The 19,397-nt window shown below is 67.7% G+C and carries 16 protein-coding genes and 1 riboswitch; of the genes, 3 read left to right on the top strand and 13 right to left on the bottom strand.

Annotated features, from left to right (window positions below; all coding sequences use genetic code 11):
* Positions 1-368: 368 nt before the first annotated feature.
* Both R9B84_RS27175 and R9B84_RS27170 read right to left on the bottom strand, forming a co-directional pair.
* A complete protein-coding gene (locus R9B84_RS27175; RefSeq protein WP_423763085.1) occupies positions 369-1,988 on the bottom strand; it encodes a methyl-accepting chemotaxis protein in 1,620 nt (539 codons plus the stop codon).
* Between the two features lie 466 nt (positions 1,989-2,454).
* Positions 2,455-4,533 (bottom strand): TonB-dependent receptor, encoded by a 2,079-nt coding sequence (locus R9B84_RS27170; protein ID WP_423763084.1) that lies wholly within the window; start codon positions 4,531-4,533, stop codon positions 2,455-2,457.
* Between the two features lie 376 nt (positions 4,534-4,909).
* Positions 4,910-5,066, top strand: a riboswitch (FMN riboswitch).
* Between the two features lie 66 nt (positions 5,067-5,132).
* Here R9B84_RS27170 and R9B84_RS27165 point away from each other — a divergent pair.
* Positions 5,133-5,642, top strand: a complete 510-nt coding sequence (locus R9B84_RS27165; RefSeq protein ID WP_423763083.1) for a 6,7-dimethyl-8-ribityllumazine synthase — start codon at positions 5,133-5,135, stop codon at positions 5,640-5,642.
* Between the two features lie 98 nt (positions 5,643-5,740).
* Here R9B84_RS27165 and R9B84_RS27160 read toward each other — a convergent pair whose 3' ends face one another.
* The 3 genes from R9B84_RS27160 to R9B84_RS27150 form a co-directional block, all read right to left on the bottom strand.
* The gene (locus R9B84_RS27160) at positions 5,741-7,183 is read right to left on the bottom strand and encodes a sialidase family protein (RefSeq protein ID WP_423763082.1); all 1,443 of its coding nucleotides are present in this window, start codon (positions 7,181-7,183) and stop codon (positions 5,741-5,743) included.
* 478 nt (positions 7,184-7,661) lie between these two features.
* A complete protein-coding gene (locus R9B84_RS27155; RefSeq protein ID WP_423763081.1) occupies positions 7,662-8,093 on the bottom strand; it encodes a MarR family winged helix-turn-helix transcriptional regulator in 432 nt (143 codons plus the stop codon).
* Positions 8,090-9,007, bottom strand: coding sequence for a serine aminopeptidase domain-containing protein (locus R9B84_RS27150; RefSeq protein WP_423763080.1), 918 nt, complete (start codon positions 9,005-9,007; stop codon positions 8,090-8,092). Before R9B84_RS27150 ends, R9B84_RS27155 begins: the two co-directional genes overlap by 4 nt.
* Before the next feature lie 288 nt (positions 9,008-9,295).
* Here R9B84_RS27150 and R9B84_RS27145 point away from each other — a divergent pair, with 288 nt between their 5' ends.
* Both R9B84_RS27145 and R9B84_RS27140 read left to right on the top strand, forming a co-directional pair.
* Positions 9,296-10,261: an ABC transporter substrate-binding protein gene (locus R9B84_RS27145; protein ID WP_423763079.1), complete on the top strand. Its 966-nt coding sequence runs from the start codon at positions 9,296-9,298 to the stop codon at positions 10,259-10,261.
* Between the two features lie 52 nt (positions 10,262-10,313).
* The gene (locus R9B84_RS27140; protein WP_423763078.1) at positions 10,314-11,408 is read left to right on the top strand and encodes an LLM class flavin-dependent oxidoreductase; all 1,095 of its coding nucleotides are present in this window, start codon (positions 10,314-10,316) and stop codon (positions 11,406-11,408) included.
* A 107-nt stretch (positions 11,409-11,515) separates the two neighbouring features.
* Here R9B84_RS27140 and R9B84_RS27135 read toward each other — a convergent pair whose 3' ends face one another.
* From R9B84_RS27135 to R9B84_RS27100, 8 genes are all read right to left on the bottom strand, one after another.
* Positions 11,516-12,451 (bottom strand): ABC transporter substrate-binding protein, encoded by a 936-nt coding sequence (locus R9B84_RS27135; protein ID WP_423763077.1) that lies wholly within the window; start codon positions 12,449-12,451, stop codon positions 11,516-11,518.
* Positions 12,452-12,485: 34 nt separating this feature from the next.
* Positions 12,486-14,276 (bottom strand): amino acid ABC transporter permease/ATP-binding protein, encoded by a 1,791-nt coding sequence (locus R9B84_RS27130; RefSeq protein WP_423763076.1) that lies wholly within the window; start codon positions 14,274-14,276, stop codon positions 12,486-12,488.
* Positions 14,277-14,357: 81 nt separating this feature from the next.
* A complete protein-coding gene (locus R9B84_RS27125; protein ID WP_423763075.1) occupies positions 14,358-15,710 on the bottom strand; it encodes an LLM class flavin-dependent oxidoreductase in 1,353 nt (450 codons plus the stop codon).
* 7 nt (positions 15,711-15,717) lie between these two features.
* Entirely contained in the window at positions 15,718-16,767 is a 1,050-nt protein-coding gene (locus R9B84_RS27120; protein ID WP_423763074.1) for an LLM class flavin-dependent oxidoreductase, read from the bottom strand.
* A 53-nt stretch (positions 16,768-16,820) separates the two neighbouring features.
* Positions 16,821-17,762 carry an ABC transporter substrate-binding protein gene (locus R9B84_RS27115; RefSeq protein WP_423763073.1) on the bottom strand — a complete coding sequence of 314 codons (942 nt, stop codon included), beginning with the start codon at positions 17,760-17,762 and terminating at the stop codon, positions 16,821-16,823.
* A 54-nt stretch (positions 17,763-17,816) separates the two neighbouring features.
* Positions 17,817-18,377: a GNAT family N-acetyltransferase gene (locus R9B84_RS27110; protein WP_423763072.1), complete on the bottom strand. Its 561-nt coding sequence runs from the start codon at positions 18,375-18,377 to the stop codon at positions 17,817-17,819.
* A gap of 315 nt (positions 18,378-18,692) precedes the next feature.
* Positions 18,693-19,094 carry a type II toxin-antitoxin system MqsA family antitoxin gene (locus tag R9B84_RS27105; protein WP_047903228.1) on the bottom strand — a complete coding sequence of 134 codons (402 nt, stop codon included), beginning with the start codon at positions 19,092-19,094 and terminating at the stop codon, positions 18,693-18,695.
* A 2-nt stretch (positions 19,095-19,096) separates the two neighbouring features.
* The gene (locus R9B84_RS27100) at positions 19,097-19,393 is read right to left on the bottom strand and encodes a type II toxin-antitoxin system MqsR family toxin (protein WP_096474328.1); all 297 of its coding nucleotides are present in this window, start codon (positions 19,391-19,393) and stop codon (positions 19,097-19,099) included.
* Positions 19,394-19,397: the final 4 nt, after the last annotated feature.

Below are 19,397 nucleotides of genomic sequence, written 5' to 3'. Positions count from 1 at the left end.
GCGTGTGCACTGCACGGCAGCGGATGGGGATAATCCGGCGCGATCGTTCGTGCCGGTGCGCGTGCATGAGTGCCGCATGCGCACTTCCGCACGCGCACACGCGCAAGAGATGCCGCGTCGATCGACGGCGAAGGCTTTCGATGCGTCTACGCCGATGCGCGGCCTACATGCATGCGTGCCGCGAATGAGCGACACGGATCGGCGTCGCACGATGTCGTGCGCACGCACCAGGCTCGCAGGATGACGACGATGCGCAGCCACACCGCATGCCGCGCGCGGCCGCGCATCGCGCGGTACGCGCAAGCGCAAACGCGATGCAGGCGGACAACCGGAACAGCGTGCGCATCGTCGTCTCCTTGCCGCATCCGTTACGCGGCGGCCGGCTGCCAGTCACGCGTGTCGGCCTCGTGCGCGTGCGCGCCCGGCGACGTCGCGTGCGTGCCGGACGGCATCCGGAACACGGCGACCGTTTCGGACAGCTCGCGGCCCTGCGCTTCGAGCGACTTCGATGCGGCGGCGGCCTGCTCGACGAGCGCCGCGTTCTGCTGGGTCGTCTCGTCCATCTGCGTGATCGTCAGGTTCACCTGGTCGATACCGCGGCTCTGCTCGGCCGACGCGGCCGCGATCTCGCCCATGATGTCCGTCACGCGCGCCACGGCCTGCGTGACGTCGGACATCGTCTTGCCGGCTTCGCCCGCGAGGGCCGAGCCGTCCTGGATCGTCTGCACCGACGCGGAGATCAGCTCCTTGATTTCCTTCGCCGCCGTCGACGAACGCTGCGCGAGACTGCGCACCTCGCTCGCGACGACCGCGAAGCCGCGGCCCTGTTCGCCCGCGCGTGCGGCTTCGACGGCCGCGTTCAGCGCGAGGATGTTGGTCTGGAACGCGATGCCTTCGATGATGCCCGTGATGTCGGCGATCTTCGATGAGCTTTGGCCGATCTCCGTCATCGTGTCGACCACGCGGCCGACCACCGAGCTGCCGCGCTGCGCGACATCCGACGCATTCGCGGCGAGCGTGCTGGCCTGTTGCGCGTTTTCCGCGTTCAGCCGCACCGTCGACGTGAATTCCTCCATCGTCGCGGCGGTTTCCTGCAGCGACGCGGCCTGTTCCTCGGTGCGCTGGCTCAGGTCGAGGTTGCCCGACGCGATCTCGCCCACCGCGTGCGCGATGCTGTTCGACGAATCGCGCACGCGGCCGACGATGCCGATCAGCCGCTCGTTCATCGTCCGCAGCGCGTCGAGCAGGTCGCGCGTTTCGTCGTTGCCGGTCACCTGGATGCGGCTGCCGAGATCGCCGTTCGCCACCGTGCGCGCGACGTCCACGGCCGAGCCGATCGGCGCCGTGATCTTGCGCGTGAGCCACAGGCCGCCGCAGGCCGCGATCGCGACGGCGATCAGGCTGATGCCGGCCAGCACGTTGCGCTCCATCGCGTAGCGGTCCGCGAATTGCTGCGCGATCGCGACTCCGCGTTCATGCGTATCGCTCGCGTACGCGTCGGTCGCGCGCACCAGCTGCGCGAGCAGCGGGCGGCAATTTTCGTCGATGTCGGCGGTCGCCTCGTCTTTCTTGCCGGCTTGCGCGAGCCCGACGATGCGCAGCGCGACCGGCCCGTAGCGGGTTTCGATGCGCACAATGTCGGCCACCAGTTCGCGTGCGCGATCGGATGTGTCGGTCGCGTTCGCCATCATCTCCTTGAGCTTCGCGAGATGTTCCTGCACGTCCTTGTGCGCCTGGTTCACTTCGGCCAGTTCGAGCTCGATGTCGGAGGGTTTGGTCACGAGCACGAGATTGCGCGCGGCGATCGCGCGCCGGTCGACCGCGGTGCGGATTTGCGCGGACAGGTTCGCCCGCGCGTTGATGCCGTTCATGTAGCGGGAAAACTCGGCGTTCGTATCGGACAGCGCCTTGAGGGCCACGCCCGACACGATCACGACGACTGCGGCGAGCAGGCCGAAGCCGCCAAGGAGTTTTGTTTTGATGCTCATTCTGGCGATTTTCACGTTGTGCCCCTGTGCGTGTGGTTGGCAAATGGAATTTATTGTTCGACCAGATACGGGCTCGTGCCGACATTAACGGGTATGCGGAATGATTCTTTACCCTTCGAAAACCCTGATATTGGTTTTTTTTAGTGATGAAAGCCTTGTTGGGCGGGCTTCCTTGATCCTGATCAAAAACCCGCGTATCGCCCGTGATTCAAGTGTTTATACGCGGAATTTGAAACTGTTTTTATTGGTGAAACATAAATCGTCTTTTTGCTAATAATTGTCTGATGAATGTGTTTCGATTTATGGATGAATAACGGAATTTTCTTTCGAGCGAATTCCGGGAGGGGCCGATATACGTTGTCGGCGTGCGCCGCGCGGTTGGCGGCAATGGGGGATAAAGAGGAATCGGCGCCGGATGTCGTCGCGCCGGACAGGCCCGCGGCGGGCGCCGCGAGCCGTGTGAGGGTCAGAACGTGGTGCGCAACCCGGCCATCACGCTGCGGCCGCCTTCGGGCGCGAAACCGCGCACGACGGAAGTCGAATAGCGGATTTCCTGGTTCGTCAGGTTGTCGCCGCGCAGGTACGCGAGCCAGTGCGTCGCGCCGACGCGGAACTTGTAGGTCAGCATCACGCCGAGCGACGTGTAGCCGTCCGTCGAGACGTCGTTGTCGGGCACGCGATGCTGCGACCACGCGTGCGTGACCTGCGCGCGTGCGCCGAACGGGCCATAGCCGTAGTCGGCCGCGAGCGTCGCGCGCAGCGGCGCGATGCGCGGCAGCGGCTGGCCCGTGTCGACGTTGCGCGCGTGCGTGTAGTCGGCCGTCAGTTCCAGGTCGACCGTATGGCCGCGCCGCGAGAACGCGCGCCATTTGCCGTCCAGCTCGATGCCGTAGAACTCGGCGCGCACGCCGCGATAGATCGCCTCGTTCAGCGCGCCGTCGGTGCCGGGCGCGACGGGCTCGTCGTCGCCGTTCACGACGCGGCCGGTGTTGTACTCGGTCAGGTAGTTCGAGAAGCGGTTGTAGAACACGCCGACGCTGCCGCGGTTCGGGCCGCTCGCATAGCGCAGCGACAGGTCGGTCGACACGGCCTTTTCCTTCGACGCGTTCGGGTTGCCGATCAGGAACTGGCCGGTCGCATCGTGCGGGCCGTTCGAATACAGCTCGTAGAAGGTCGGCGCGCGTTCGGTGTACGCGACGTTCGCCGCGACCGACCACACCGGCGTCAGCGAGAACAGCGCGCCGGCCGACAGGCTGCCCGCGTTGAAGTCGCGCGGCTGCGCGCCCGCGAATTTCTCGACGCCGGCCGGATCCGGGTCGACCTTCACATGCTCGAAGCGGCCGCCGACGCTCAGCTTCAGCGCGGGCACGACCTGCCATTCCTCGAGGCCGAACAGCGCGACGCTGTTCGTGCGCGTCGACGGCACGAGCAATTCGTCGCCGAGCGCGGAGAACGTGTTCTGGCCGAACTGCACGCCGATCGCGCCTTCGAACGGGCCGATCTTGCGATGCCGCGCCTCGATGCGCGCCTCGTAGCCGCGGTTGCGGAACGTGGTTGCCGTCTCGCCGTTGTCGACTTCCTTGTGGCGGTAGTCGGTGTACGCGAAGTCGAATTTCAGCTTCGTGAACGGCCCGCTCAGGTTGCGCACCTCGGACGCGAGCGCAAGGCGTTCCTGGCGCATCCGCAGCCGCACGTCGCTCTCCGCGACGGAGCCGTAGTTCGATTCGTAGCCGCTGTACGACAGGCCCGCGAAGCCGTCCGCCCACGTGTACGACGCGCCGACCGCGCCGCCGTGCACGCGGCCGTCGCTGTTCGGCACGCTGCCTTCCGGCTGCGGCGTGTCGGGGCCGTCGATCGCGCGTTGCGCGCTGCTGCGCGCGTAGCCGGGAATGCGCAGCTTGCTCGTTTCGCGGTCGAACGCGTCGACGTGGAACGCGAAGCGGCCGTTGCCGCCTTCGACCTGCGCGGCGCCCGCGCGCACGGAATTCGCGCCGCCGTAGCGCGCGTCGAGCGCACCCGTCACGCCTTCGATCGCTTCGCGCGGAATCCGGTTGTCGATCGTGTTGACGACGCCGCCCACCGCGTTGCCGCCGTACAGCAGCGCGGCCGGGCCGCGCACGATTTCGACGCGTTCGATCGACAGCGGATCCTGCGGCACCGCATGGTCGTACGACAGCGACGACGCGTCGTAGGACGCGACGCCGTTCTGCAGCAGCCGGATCCGGTCGCCGTCCATCCCGCGGATGATCGGACGGCCGACCATCGGCCCGTAGGTGGTGGTCGACACGCCGGGCAGGCCGTTGAGCGTTGCGCCGAGCGAATCGGCCTGGCGGCGCGTCAGCGCGTCGCCGGAAAGCTGGACGGTCGGTGCGATCAGTTCGGTATCGCCGAGCGGGTTCGCGGTCACGAAGATCGGTGCGAGCGGGGTGGCCGCAGGCGTGCCCGACGCGGCGGGCGCATCGGACTGCGCGTGCGCGACGGCGGCGAACAGCATCAGCGAAAGGGGCGAAAGCGGGCGAAGCGGTAGACGAGGGAGGTCGCGCATGGTCGGTGAATCGGTTGGAATCGGATCGGATAACGAGCGATGCGGGTCACGGCTGGATACGATATATTGTTGCGTCAACGACGCGTTTGACCCGTTGGAACATGGCTCGGCGAGGCTCGGCCACCCACGGTGGAACGGCGTCGGGCGGACGAGCACGCGAAATGATATGTTATATCATTTCAAATTCCAAGCCGGCTGGCGGGGTTTCGTCGGGTTTCTGTCGGATCGGTGAAATGGGAGGCGGGAGCGGAAACCGGCGACGGGACGCGTCGGCCGGCATTCGTCGGGCGCGTCGACCGCATGAAACGGTTCAGCCGGCTTCGGGCAACCTGCGCGACGAGACTGTGATAGATTTCCGTCGCGGCCAATTTGCCGCGAACGTTCTCAGGGCGGGGTGAAATTCCCCACCGGCGGTAATCGCGCGATTGCGCGTAGCCCGCGAGCGCTTGCCGGGGATGGTTGTCACGGCAAGGTCAGCAGACCCGGTGTGATTCCGGGGCCGACGGTTAAAGTCCGGATGAGAGAGAGCGGGGTTCGTTGCGTACGCAAGGTACGCGGCTTGTCCCTGTGCGCCCATTCAACTCACACAGGATCAGCCGATGACCCAGATTTCCCACGTTTCCCCAACTGTCGCTCCCCGTATCGCTTTTGTGCAGTCGTGCTGGCACAAGGAGATCGTCGACCAGTGCCGAATCGCGTTTGTCGATGCACTGGGCAACGCGAACATGAGCGAATCGGATTGCGATTTCTTCGAAGTGGCCGGCGCCTTCGAGATTCCGCTGCATGCCAAATTGCTCGCGAAAACCGGCAAATACGCGGCCATCGCCTGTGCCGGGCTGGTTGTCGATGGCGGCATCTATCGCCATGACTTCGTCGCGCAAACGGTGATTTCGGGCCTCATGCAGGTACAGCTCGAAACCGAGGTGGTGGTGTTGTCGGCGGTGCTGACGCCGCATCATTTCCATGGATCGGACGAGCACGTCAAGTTCTTCCACGAACACTTCCTCGTGAAAGGTGCGGAGCTCGCGCACGCATGCGTCGATACGATCGGCAAGGTTGCGGCGCTCAAGGCGGAATCCGCGGCCACTGCGATGAAGCAGGCCGCCTGACGCTTGAGCCGCGCGATTTGGCGCGCGACACACGCTGTTCAGGGCGGGCCGCCGCGCGACGGACGACGTCGCGTGGCGGCGTTGCGGTCAGGTTCGCGTCACGGCGCGAAGAACACGTCCGTGCGGTTCGTCAGGTTGCCCGCGCTGGTCTGGACGAAGAATGGATGGAACGACGACGACGGGCCGACGTCGAGGCCCTGATAGTCGCCGATGAAGAAGCCTTCCGCGTTCGGCGCGAGCTTCATGTCGAACGGGCCGCCAACGCGCCGCTCGGCGACGAACGTGGTGCCGCCGTCGAGCGAGATCTTGCGCCAGAAGCCCGTCGGCAGCGTCGTCGTGTTCCCGGCCAGCAGGTCGCGGAAATCGTAGTGGGTGACCATCACGGCGCTTGCGTTGTCGACACGCACCGACGGATTGAAGGCCGGCCGGCCGGTCGGCGTGTTGACCTGCAGCGGCGCGCTCCAGGATGCGCCGCCGTCCTTCGACGTCGATAGCGCGATCTCGTCGTACTTGCCGCCGTTGAAGCGGCTGTCCTGCCACGCGACGTAAAGCTGGCCCGACGCGGGATCGATCGCGGGCTCGGGAATGATGTCGCCGGTGCGCACGGGTTCGCCGGTGTTCGGGTCCGTCACGCCGACCGTCTGCAATCCTGCGATCACCTGCGGCTTCGTCCACGTCGCGCCGTCGTCGGTCGACTTGATGAACGCGACCTTGCCGGCGGCCTTGCTGAACGGCGGCTGGATCAGGTTGAAGAAATCGTAGAGCGTGCCGCTCTTCGGATCGACGACGATCTGGTTGCCGATCGTCTGCTGGCGCGACGGCACGTGGACGATGACCTTCGCCTTGCTCCACGTCTTGCCGCCGTCGGTCGTCTTCGAGAACAGCGTCGGCCCGCGGAATGCCTGCGTGTGCAGGTTCGCGTACGGGTTGCCGTTCGGCAGTTCGAGGCGGTCCCATACCGCGTATGCGGTGCCGGCCTTCACCGGATTCGCCGTCACCGATTCCTTGTCGTTGAAGAACTGCGTCGTCGGTTCGTTGTTCGCGATCAGCAATGCGGGACTGCTCCACGTCTGCCCGCCGTCGGTCGATATCGATGCCGCAACCGCGTTGCTGTTGTTCGACTGGTTGAACGTGATCGCGACCGAGTACGCGGTGCCGTCCGGCCCGATCGATACCCACGGGTCCGACGCGCGTTCGTACGACAGCCCGCCCGGCGCGCACGCGCTGAACGGCTGCGTCGTCCGCGCCCAGGTGGCGCCGCCGTCGAACGTGTAGCCCGCGACATGGCCATGCGCGCCGCCGTTCGACCAGCGGTCCTGCTGCCACACGCCGATCATGTTTTGCGGGTTGGCCGGATTGACCGCGAGCCACGGTTCGACCTCCGCATTCACGTAGACGGTGCCGGGCCCGCCGATGGTGCAGGCGGCGTATGGACTGGGGCCGGACACGAGCACGGGATCCGCGTGCACGGGGGCACAGGCCAGTGCCATCGCGGCGGGCAGGCAGGTGAAAAGCGGGTGGGACACGATAGTGCGTCGCATGAACTGCTCCTCGTTGGCGTGCGGCCGCGATGGTGCGGTGGAACGAGGCAGCGCGACCCGATGCGCGCCGATACAGGCCGTGCGGGTCGTCGTGCCGTGGCATGGCGACGCGCAGGATGCATGCCGCCGGGACGTGTCGTTCAGGATGCCGCTTCAGCCATCGCGATCCGCGTGCGCTGGATACCGCCAGCACTTCGGTCAAGACTCCTATTCGTTTTTATTGCTTGTGACGGATGTGTCGTTGATGCCGCCCAGCCAGGAGGCCGGTTCGGGCAGGCGAAGAATGCGTAGAAGTGGATTGCAATGTAGTTGATCCGGGTGCGGCGCGGCAGGCAATTTTTTGTAACAGCGCGTAGCCGGAAAGCGTTGCCGAACACGCGCAAAATCGCGGGAAAAATTTGCCGCGGCGAGCAGCGGAAATCGAAACGGAAAGATGAATCGCTATCGTTTCCGTGCGACGTGCGTTGCCGTGCGTCGCTCAGCGTTCCGCCGGAAACCGCTCCTGCAACGCGTGCAGCCAGCGTGCGACGACATCGAGTTCGTCGTCGGAAAACCCGTCGCACAGCTTCTCGTTCAATTCGCGCAGCAGTACGCGCGCATGCTTGAGCGCCGCCCGGCCCGCGTCGGTCAGGAACAGGCGCGTCGCGCGGCCGTCGTCCGAATCGGCGTGGCGCGCGATCAGTCCGGCTTTCGCCATCCGGTCGGCGAGGCCGGTCATCGCGGATGGTGCGAGCTGCAGCGCCGCGCCGACTTCGCCGATCAGCGCGCCGTCCTGCTTGTCGAGAAAGAACAGCACGCCGGCTTGCGCGGCGCTCGCGCGCGAGTCGGTTTCCGCCTTGCGGTCGATCCAGCGCTGCACGCGCCGCTGGCCGAGGTTCAACAGGAAAAACAGTCGTCGTTGTTCGCTCAAGCTGAGTTCCCGACAGCAATGGAAAGGGACGGACGGCCCGCGTGGCGCGGCGTGTCGAGCGCCTGCGCGAGCCAGTCGGCGACGCCCGGCCACAGCACCGAGCCGGGCCGGCTGCGGAAGAAGCCCATGTGCCCGACCGGGCCGCTGCCCGCCGCGTGCGGATCGACCTGGCGGCGCTCGACCGCCGCGCCGGTCAGGTAGCTTACCAGCAGGTCGATCGCGGCGGGCGTCGCCCACGGATCGTCGTCGAAGCCCAGCGCGAGGATCGGCAGCCGCTGTTTCGCGTAGCGTTCGGCGGCGCCGAGTGCCGGATCGTCGAAGAAGTAATGCGGCAGCGTCGTCCAGCGGCTCCATTCACGGAACACGCCGGCCGGCAGGTCCTCGCCGAGCCCGAGCCGCTTGCCGGGCACGTAGCCGAGCAGCGCGGACATCAGCGGGCCGAGCACGCGCAGGATCAGGCGCACCTTCACGCGTTCGGCCGCGCTCGCGATCAGCCGTGTGGTGCCCGCGTGCGCCGCGACGAGCACGGCCGCGCGCAGGTGCACCGTGCCGGCGGACAGCCCGATCGCATGCCCGCCGACGCTGTGGCCGACCGCCAGCAGCGGCAACCCGTCGTACGCCTGCCGCGCCCATGCGGTCGCGGCGCCGACGTCGAGCTCCATCCAGTCGCGCATGCTGGCCTGCAGCCCGCTCAGGCGCGCGGGCCGCGACGCGTCGATGCCGCGATAGTTGTAGGTCAGCGCCGCGAAGCCGCGCCCGGTCAGGAAACGTGCGAAACCCGCGTACAGCCGCTCCGGCACCGCCGTCGCCGGATGGATCAGCACCAGCGCGCGCGGTTCGGCGTCGGGCGTCCAGAACGTGCCGCGCAGCGGATAGCCGTCGATGGCGGAGAACTCGATGGGTTGAGCGGTCATGGCCGTCCTCGTTCCGGGAGTTATTTCGTATGCGAAATATAGTCTGAAATGTATTTCGCGTGCGAAATATCTGTCGAAGGATCATTCGAGGGCGGCGTTTCGGGCAGGCATGCGCGGTGCTTCAATTCATAAAAGTTTTGCATCTTTTCATAGAAGAATATTGCGTTTGTCTCATGAAGCGCGTCGACGTATCTTCATCGGTTCCATCCGTTCCGCCGGCCATCGCGCACGGCGGACAACGAGGCGCCGCCATCGCGCGGCAGCCTGCCAACCATCCGGGAGATCACGTTGCTGAGCCGAATCGTCACGGCGCTCTTGCTGGCGCTTGCCGCGCAGCCGGGCATCGCAAAAGACACCGTCACGCTGCGCGTCGGTGAACAGAATTACTTCAACATCCAGGCGTCGATGGAGGCGTCCGGCGTGCTGAAGGACCTGCCTTACACGATCGAATGGAAGCACTTCCAGGCCGCCGCGCCTGTCGCCGAGAGCCTGAACGGCAACGCGATCGACGTCGGCTTCCTCGGCGATTCCGCGCTGCTCACGCTGGCCGCGCGCGGCGCGCCGGTGAAGGTCGTCGCGGTGTCGCGGCAGAGCCTCGACGGCGTCGCGATCCTCGTGCCGAAGCATTCGCCGGTGCACAGCGTGGCCGACCTGCAGGGCAAGACCGTCGCCGTGTGGCGTGGCGCATGGAGCCAGCAGCTCGTGCTGCGCGCGCTCGAACACGCGGGCCTGCGCGCGGATTCGGTGAAGTACGCGTACCTGATGCCGATCGACGCGACCAACGCGCTCGCGAACGGCTCGGTCGACGCCGTGTCGCTGTGGGAGCCGTTCGTCAGCACGCTGGCGCTGCGGCAGGGCGCGCGGCCCATCACCACCGCGCAGGGGCTGATGCCCGCGCTGAGCTTCGTCGCCGCGAACGAGCAGGCCGCGTCGGGCAAGCGCGCGGAGATCAGCGATTTCCTGCGGCGCGTCGTTGCCGCGCGCCAATGGGTCGACAGCCATCCGCGCGAGTATGCGGACCTGTGGTCGAAGCGCGCGAAGCTCGAACCCGATGTCGCGTACCGCTGGCTCAACAATGCGAAGCAGCGCGTGGGCCCGGTCGACGACACGGCCGCGAAGGACGCGCAGAACACGGCCGACTTCCTGCACAAGGCCGGTGTGATTCCGGCCGCATACGACACATCGAAGCTGCTTGACCGTTCGTATGCGGGTGCCTTCGCGGCGCCCTCGCAAAAGACGGCCGCCGCGCAGTAATCGCACCGTCACATCCCCGATTCCCGATCGAGAACCAGAAGGACTTCCCGACATGCCAGTCGACATCATCGGCATGATCACCGCGACGCCCGGCGCGGAGGTCGACGTACCGGGCGGCGCGGCCGTCCAGCCCGACTACGTGCGCCGCTTCGCGCAGGCGCACGAGGCCGCCGGCTTCGACCAGATCCTGGTCGGCCATTTCAGCAACGCGGCGGACGGCTTCATCGTCGCATCGTTCGCGGCCGCCGCGACCGAACGCATCCGCATCCTGCTCGCGCACCGGCCGGGCGTGATCGTGCCGTCGGCCGCGGCCAGGCAGATCGCGACGCTCGACGTGTTCAGCGGTGGCCGGCTCGCGCTGAACGTCGTGTCCGGCGGCGACGATGCGGACTTGCAGCGCGACGGCGATTTCGTGTCGCACGATGCACGCTATCGCCGCACCGGCGAGTATCTCGACGTGCTGAAACGGATCTGGCTGGCCGATGCGCCGGTCGACCACGACGGCGAGTTCTATCGGCTGCGCGGCGCGTCGCCACTCGTGAGGGGCGCGCAGCGGCCGCACGTGCCGGTCTATTTCGGCGGGTCGTCGCCGGCCGCGCTCGCGGTCGCGGGGCAGCACGCGGATGTCTACATGACGTGGGGCGAGCCGCTCGCATCGGTGCGCGAGCAGATCGCGCGCGTGCATGCCGCCGCCGCGCCGTTCGGTCGTGTGCCGCGCATCAGCGTGTCGTTTCGGCCGATCGTTGCCGATACCGAGGCCGCCGCGTGGGAGAAGGCCGAGGCGATCCGCGAGCGCGTGCGCGCCACGCGGCTCGCGAGCGGCCAGCCGATCGCGGGGCATGCGCCGCAGAACGCGGGCTCGCAGCGGCTGATGGCGGCCGCCACGCAGGGCGATGTGCTCGACGAGCGCTTGTGGATGGGTGTCGCGAACCTGACCGGCGCGCGCTGGAATTCGACGGCGCTGGTCGGCACGCCCGAACAGGTCGCGCGGGCGCTCGGCGCGTATTACCGGCTCGGCGTGTCGACGTTCCTGATTCGCGGGTTCGATCCGCTCGACGATGCGCTGGCCTACGGGCGCGACCTGATTCCGGCGATTCATGCGCAGGTCGCGGAGCTTGACCGGCATCAGGCGGCGGCAACGGCGTAGGCGCGGCTCTGCGTCGAACGGTACGGCTTCGACTCGCCCCGGCATTTCCGTTGTGGAATGCCGGGGCGATGTCACTCGGGCATCGATGCATCGACGCATCGACACCTTCAGAACGACGGCAACCCCGGTGGATTGGTCTCCGCCCGCGCGATCGCTTCGCTCTGCAATCCCCATCGTGACAGCGCCTGCCCGTAGCGGCCGTTGCCGATCAGTGCATTCGTCGCGAGCGTCAGCGCGGGGGCGAGCCCGCTGCCGCGACGCGTCGCGATCGCGACGTCGGCATTGTTCGGCCAGCCCGCATTGACGACGCCCACACGGCGGATCTTGCCGCTGCGCGCGGCCTCGTACGCGAGCGACGCGTTCGGGTTCAGCTCCGCATCGGCGCGGCCCGACAGCAGTGCGACGCGCGCGGTCGCATCGTCGTCGAAATAGAGCAGCTCGGCCGGCTTCAGCCCCTGCGCGACGTTGCGCCGGCTCCATTCGAGCAGGATGCGCTCCTGGCTCGTGCCGGCACCGGTGATGATTCGCAAGCCCGCGATGTCCTTCGGCTCGGCGATCTTGGCGATCGGGCTGCCGGTGCGTACATAGAAGCCGTGCAGCCCGAGCCGGTAGGTCGTGAAATCGTATTTCTCCTTGCGCTTCTCGGTCACGCCGACGTTCGAGATCACCGCGTCGTACTTGCCGGATGTCAGCCCGAGCGGCCAGTCGGCCCATGCGATCGGCACCAGCGCGAGCGTGCGGCCGAGCGCGTCGGCGACGAGCTGCGCATAGTCGGGATCGGCGCCGACCACGGTGCGCGCGTCGGTCGCGTAGGTCGACACGGGCGGCGCGTGCGGCGAAATCGCGACCGTGAACGCGCCGTCGCGTACCCAGCGGTAGCCGGCTGCCGCACGGATCGCCGCGTCGTCGCGCTCCGCGCGAAGGCGGCCGGCCTGGCGCGGGTCGAGGTCGGCGGTTGCGGCCGCCGCGTGTGCGATGCGCCATGGCAGGCTGCCGGATGCCGCGATCAGCGCGGCGGTCATGAATTGACGTCGATCGATCATCGTGTGGCGCCCCGGTTATCGGCAGGGATTCGCATCACAGCACCCGCGACAGGAACGCGCGCGTGCGCGGATGCGACGGCGCGTCGAGCACGGCGGCCGGCGGCCCGGCTTCGACGATGCGCCCGCGCTCCATGAACAGCACGTTGTCCGCGACTTCGCGCGCGAAGCCGATCTCGTGCGTGACGATCACGAGTGTCGTGCCCGAGCGCGCGAGTTCCTTGATCACGTCGAGCACCTCGTTGACGAGTTCCGGGTCGAGCGCGGACGTCGGTTCGTCGAACAGCAGCACCTTCGGACGCAATGCAAGCGCCCGCGCGATCGCGACGCGCTGCTGCTGGCCGCCGGACAACTGGCGCGGGTACGCATCGGCTTTATCCGCAAGACCGACGCGCGCGAGCAGCATGCGTGCGGTGCGCTCGGCGGCGTCGCGCGTGACGCCTGCGACGGAGACCGGCGCCTCGATCAGGTTTTCGAGCACCGTCAGGTGCGGGAACAGGTTGAAGTTCTGGAACACCATCCCGACGGCCGTGCGCCGCTTCAGCACGTCGCGCTCCTTCAGTTCGTAGAGCACGTCGCCGTCGCGCCGGTAGCCGATCAGTTCGCCGTCGATGTCGATGAAGCCGTCGTCGACGCGTTCCAGATGGTTGATCGTGCGCAGCAGCGTCGATTTGCCCGAGCCCGACGGCCCGACGATCACGGTCACGCTGCCGCGCGGCGCGACGAACGACACGTTGTCGAGCACGCGCTGCATGCCGAACTGCTTCGATACGCCGTGCACGGCCACTTCGCCGCCGGCGCGCGGCACGGCGGCGGCAACGGTTTCGGTATCGCTTTCGGCCCGCACGTTCGACGCCGCATTGCGCGACGTGGCGCGCCGCCACAGCACGCCGATGCGTGCGAGCGCGAACGTGAGCACCGACGGCGGCGGATTGCGCAGCGCACCGCGCGCATAGTGCCGCTCGACCTGCACCTGGATCGCCGACAGCACGGTCAGGATGATCAGGTACCAGACGGTCGCGACCATCAGCAGCGGAATCACTTCGAGATTGCGGCGGTAGATCACCTGCACCGTGTAGAACAGCTCCGGCATCGCGAGCACGTACACCATCGACGTGCCTTTCGCGAGCGTGATCAGGTCGTTGAACGCGGTCGGCAGGATCGCGCGCATCGCCTGCGGCAGCACGATCCGCGCGGTCTGTCGGCCACGCGGCAGCCCGAGCGCCGCAGCCGCTTCGAGCTGCCCCTGGTCGACCGCGAGAATGCCGCCGCGGATCACCTCCGCGGCAAACGCCGCGTGATTCAGCGTGAGGCCGAGCACGGCCGCGAGGAACGGGCTGATCAGGTCGGTCGTCGGCGCTTCGAACCACACGATGTCGGTGAACGGCACGCCGAGCCGCACATGTTCGTACAGGTAGCCGAGGTTGTTCAGGATCAGCAGCAGCACGATCAGCGGAATCGAGCGGAACAGCCACACGAAGGTCCACGCGCTCGCGGAAAGCAGGCGCGAACGCGACAGCCGGGCCAAGGCGACGAACGCGCCGAGCACGAAACCGAACACCGCGCCGAGCAGCGTCAGCACCAGCGTGCGCGCGAGCCCCGACAGCACCGGCGGCGACAGGAACCATTCGGCGAACACCGGCCAGCCCCATTGCGGGTTGCCGAGGATCGAATGCAGCGCGATCGCGATCAGCACGACGGCGAGCACGGTGCCGGCCGTGCGCGCCCGGTGGCGCGCGGGCACGATCCGGAACCGCGTGCCGGGCGCGCGCGCGCCGGGGGAAGAGAGCGGCGGCAGCGCGCCGCCGAGGTGGGTCGTGTCGCTCATGTCGTTGGAAGTCCTCGAATCGGTCGGGAACGCCGCGCACGGGCGGCGCGGTGCGTCGGCCCGTGGCCGGGCCGCGGTGGGTCAGGCGTGCGCTTCGGCTGCCGTTTCCTGCGCAGCGCCGGGCGCCGCATGGCGGCTTGCCTTGCGCGGCAGGCCGAGGTGGTCGCGCAGCGTCGCGCCGGGCAGGTCGCGGCTGTAGCGGCCGCGTGCCTCGAGCACCGGAATCACGAGTTCGACGAAATCGTCGACGCCTTGCGCCTGCACCGGAAAACCGAGGATGAAGCCGTCGCCGGCGCCCGCGTCGTGCCAGCGGATCAGCTCGTCGGCGACATGCTCGGCCGTGCCGATGAAGTTCGGGCGCGGCGTCGCGACCGCGAGCGCCGTCTCGCGCAGCGACAGTCCTTTCTGTTTCGCGTCGGCCTTGATGCGGTCGGTGGTCGAGCGGAAGCTGTTGCGGCCGAGCTCGCCGAGTTCCGGGAACGGCGCGTCGAGCGCGTACTGCGTGAAATCGTGGTGATCGAAATAGCGGCCGAGATACGCGAGCGCCTCGTCGATCGTCAGCAGGTCGCGGATCGCCTGGTATTTGTCTTCGGCCTCGGCGGCCGTGCGGCCGACGATCGGCCCGACGCCGGGGAAGATCTTCACGTCGTCGGCATGACGCCCGTGCTCGACTGCGCTTTGCTTCACGCGCCGCGTGAACGCGGCCGTCTCGTCGAGCGACGGCGAATGCGTGAACACCGCGTCCGCGTATTTACCGGCGAGCCCGATGCCGGTGTCGGACGAGCCGGCCTGGAAGATCACCGGCTGCCCCTGCGGCGAGCGCTGGATGTTCAGCGGGCCCGCGACCTGGAAGAAGCGGCCGTGGTGATCGAGCGTATGGAGCTTGTCGCGATCGAAGAAGCGGCCGGTCGCGCGGTCGCGCACGAACGCGTCGTCGTCCCAGCTATCCCACAGGCCCTGCACGACGTCGAGGTATTCGTCGGCGATCTCGTAGCGCAGCTCGTGATCCGGATGCGCCTTGCCGAAGTTCTTCGCGGTGCCTTCGAGCGGTGTCGTCACGACGTTCCAGCCCGCGCGCCCGCCACTGATCGCGTCGAGCGACGCGAGCTGGCGCGCGACCGTGAACGGCTCGCTGTACGACGTCGAGATCGTGCCCGCGAGCCCGATCTTCTTCGTCGCGACCGCGAGCGCCGACAGCACGGTCAGCGGCTCGAAGCGGTTCAGGAAGTGCGGAATCGACTTCTCATTGATGTAGAGGCCGTCCGCGACGAACGCGAACGCGATGCCGGCCGCTTCCGCCTTGCGCGCGATGCCGATCGCGAAGTCGAGGTTGATGCTCGCGTCCGGCGGGTTGCTCGGGTGCCGCCATGCGTTCATGTGGCTGCCTGCGCCTTGCAGCATCAGGCCGAAGGGGATCGATCGTCGGGTCGTCATGGGAGCGTCACGCGTTCTGGTCAGGGGAGAGGGAGCGGTCGGCCGCGAGGGCCGCCTGCAACGGCGTGGCCGACAGCGCGCCGCCGAGCCATTCGGCCGACGCGAGCCGCGCCGCGTAGTCGGTCACCGGCGAATCGATCACGAATGCATCGACGTCGAGCCGCCGGCTCAGCGCATCGAGCGCGCGGTGCACGCGCTCGGGCGTATCGGCCAGCACCGTCGGGCGCAGTTCGTCGATCCGGTAGTCGGATGCGCCGCTTTGCCGCGCGAATTCGGCGGCCGCCTGCGCGCTCGCGAGGTTGAAGCTCTGGCCGCCCGCGAATTGGAGCTTGAAGATCTTCAGCGCTCCGATCAGTTGCTCGGCCTCGTCGCGCGTCGGCGCGGCCACCGCGTACAGCGCGACGAGCGGCCGCGTGCCGCCCGCGCTACGGTACGCGTCGAGCGAGCGTTCGAGATTCACGTCGTCGCCGTTGAAATGCCCCGCGTAGCAGAAGCGCCAGCCGTTGCGCGCGGCGAGCGCGCCGCTGTCCGGCGAGCCGCCGAGCAGGATGCGTTCGGGCGGCTGCGGCGGCACCGGCATCGCGACCGCGCCGGCGAGCGGATGATCTTCGGCGACGCCCCAGCCGAGAAACGCGTCGAGCTCCGCGAGCTGGCCTGCGAAGTCGGGCTTGCGTGCCTTGTCGTGGAACCACTGCAGCGCGCGCGTGGTCAGCGGCAGCCCGCCGGGCGCCTTGCCGATACCCAGATCGACGCGGCCCGGCGCGAGTGCCGCCAGCAGCTTGAACGATTCGGCGACCTTGAACGGGCTGTAGTGCTGCAGCATCACGCCGCCCGAGCCGACGCGGATGCGCGACGTGTGCGCGAGCAGGTGCGCGACGACGATCTCCGGCGCCGAGCTCGCGAAGCCCGGTGTGCCGTGATGCTCGGCGACCCAGAAGCGCTCGTAGCCGAGCTGTTCGGCGCGTTGCGCGAGGGTCGTGGTGAAGCGCAGTGCGTCGGCGGCGTTCGCGCCGTCGGCGATCGGACTCTTGTCCAGCAACGAAAGCGAATAAGACATGGTGAGCGGCGTTCCTGCGTATGGCGTGGATGGACGGGGCGCGCGCGTGGCGCTCAGCTCTTCGGCAGCCCCGGAGGATTCGTGCGCGACTGGTCGATCGCTTCGGACGCGAGGTTCCAGCGATCGAGCACCTGCTGGTAGCGGCCGTTCTTGATCAGCCCGTTCAGCGCGACGGTCAGCGGATCGGCGAGCCCGCTGCCGCGACGCGTCGCGATCGCGATGTCGGCCGTGCGCGGCCAGCCGCCGCTGATCGCGCCGACGAGCCGCGTCTTGCCTTGCTGCGCGCTTTGATACGCGAGCACCGAGTTCACGCTGAACACGGCATCGGCGCGGCCCGACTGCACGGCGACGATGCGCATCGCCTGATCGTCGTAGTACTGGATCTGCACGGGCTTCAGCCCGTGCGCGACGTTCTCGCGATCCCACGCGAGCAGGATCTTTTCCTGGTTGGTGCCGGCGTCGGTCACGACGCGCAGCCCCGCTACGTCCTTCGGCTCGCGGATCGCCTGGATCTTGCTGTCGTTGCGTACGTAGAAGCCGACCAGATCGTGGCGGTACGACGAGAAATCGAACTTCTGCTTGCGCTCCTCGGTGACGGTCACGTTCGAGATCACTGCGTCGACTTTCCCCGATTCGAGCGCGAGCGGCCAGTCGGCCCACGCGAGTGCGACGATCTTCAGCTTGCGGCCGAGGCTGTCGGACACGAGCTGGCCGACGTCGGCGTCGAAGCCGACCACCGTGCGCGCGTCGGTCGCATACGAGCTGATCGGCGGCAGGCTCGGCGCGATGCCGATCGTCAGCGTGCCGGGCTCGGCGAACTTGAACGACGCGGGCACCGCGCGTTCGACGGCCGCGTCGGCAGTGCTGCGCGGGCGGCCGCGCTGCTCGGGGCTCAGGTCGAACGTCGCGGCGGCCGCGGCGAATGCGCTCAGGCCGATCAGCGCGGCGGCCAGCGTGCGGACGGCACGGGAAGAAAGCGGTACGGCTCGTTGCATGAAGACGTCCTGTCGTGGAAAGTGGAATCGGGCGAAAGCGGGGCAGCCGCGCGCTCAGCGCGGCAAGACGGGTTCGGGCACGGGCGCCCACAGGTCGGCGAGCGTCGACGTGCGCGACGGATCGGCGAGATCCTTGCCGAACGGCAGGTGGAAGTACGCTTCGGGGGCGATCGACGAATCGAACAGCCGCGTATAGCCGGTGCGGTCGTACAGCGCCCACGCTTCGGGCTGGCGAAAGCCGGTGGTCAGGTAGAGGCGCCGATAGCCCTGCTGTGCGGCGCGCAGTTCGAGCGCGTCGACGATGAGCCGCGCGAGCCCCTGGCGGCGCAGGTCCGTGCGGGTCCAGATGCGTTTGAGTTCGGCGGTCTGCGCGTCGTAGCGCTTGAACGCGCCGCCGCCGATCGTTTCGCCGTCGCGCAGCAGCAGCACGAAGGCGCCTTCGGGCGGCGCGAACAGTTCGGCCGGGTAGCGCGCGAGTTCGTCGCGCGCGGACGCGCGGCTATCGGGGCGGTACGCGTCGTAACGGGTCGAATACTCGTCGATCAGCGCGTCGATCAGCGGCTGCGCGCGAGCGTCGAGCGGCGTCGTGTCGATGAGGCGGTCGGTCGTGGCCATGGGCATCGCGAAGGGCGCGCGATGCGGACGTTCCTGTCGGGGCGCGGGCACGCGGCCCGTCCGGTCTGTTCCGTTATCGCGGCGCGGTTGTCGTGATGACGGCGGCCGGTGCGCATCCTGCGATGCACGGGGCGGGCCGCCGCCGTTTCGAACACGTTAGCGGCGCGGCCGGCAAAGGCGAACGAAGCAATTTCGATAAGGATTTCGCGGCAGGCGTCAGAAGGCTTGCAGCGGGCGTGGGGTGGGGATGGCGGGGAGCGTGCGCACGCGTCGGAGCCGGTGCTTGGCGCATGCGCGATGCCGACATGCGAGCGCTTATGCCGCTCGGACTTCGGCGAGTAGATCGGGGTGACGATCCAGGATCTTCAGCAATTTCACGAGGGCAAGCGGCGGATTCGTCTTGCCTGTCTCGTAACGGGAGAACGCGTTGACGCCGCCGCCGAAGAGCTCGGCCGCCTCGCGCTGATCCAGCCTCAGCTTCTTGCGCACCTTCGCGATGTACTTCGGGTCGACGATGGTTGCGTTCACCTGCTTGTTGAACTCGGCGATCGCTTCGCCGAGACGGGTCGCCTCGTCGAGATCCAGTACCGATTCCCCGCAGGCCGGGCAGAAATCGCCGGTGATATCGCGGACGACAGTCGACCGGCCCTTGTAGGTATAAGGGATGTCTCGCGTGTCGCGGACCAGCTTGGCCGCACCGCATGCAGGACACTTCATTTTCATCGCTCCTTGAAAGACACGATCAGCACCTCGTCGATCACCGTCAGTTTCAGGTACACGTCGCCACGCACCGTCAACGGCCGGTAGACGTCCTGCCAGATCGTGTGGTCGGCGTACGTCGTCATGCTCTTGTGGAAGTCGAGGTCGGTCAGCGACATCACGACATCGAGCGCCTCCCTTTCCGTGAAACCCAGTTGCCGGGCGCCGAATACCGCGCTCGTGGTCAACCGGACCTTGCCGGATTCGACCAGCGCCTTGACGAGGGGCAGCTTGCAATGAGGCCTTCTCTTTTCCATTGAT

This window comes from Burkholderia sp. NLJ2, assembly GCF_049487195.1.
GTDB lineage: Bacteria > Pseudomonadota > Gammaproteobacteria > Burkholderiales > Burkholderiaceae > Burkholderia > Burkholderia pyrrocinia.
This window is presented reverse-complemented; position numbering and strand designations above follow the sequence as displayed.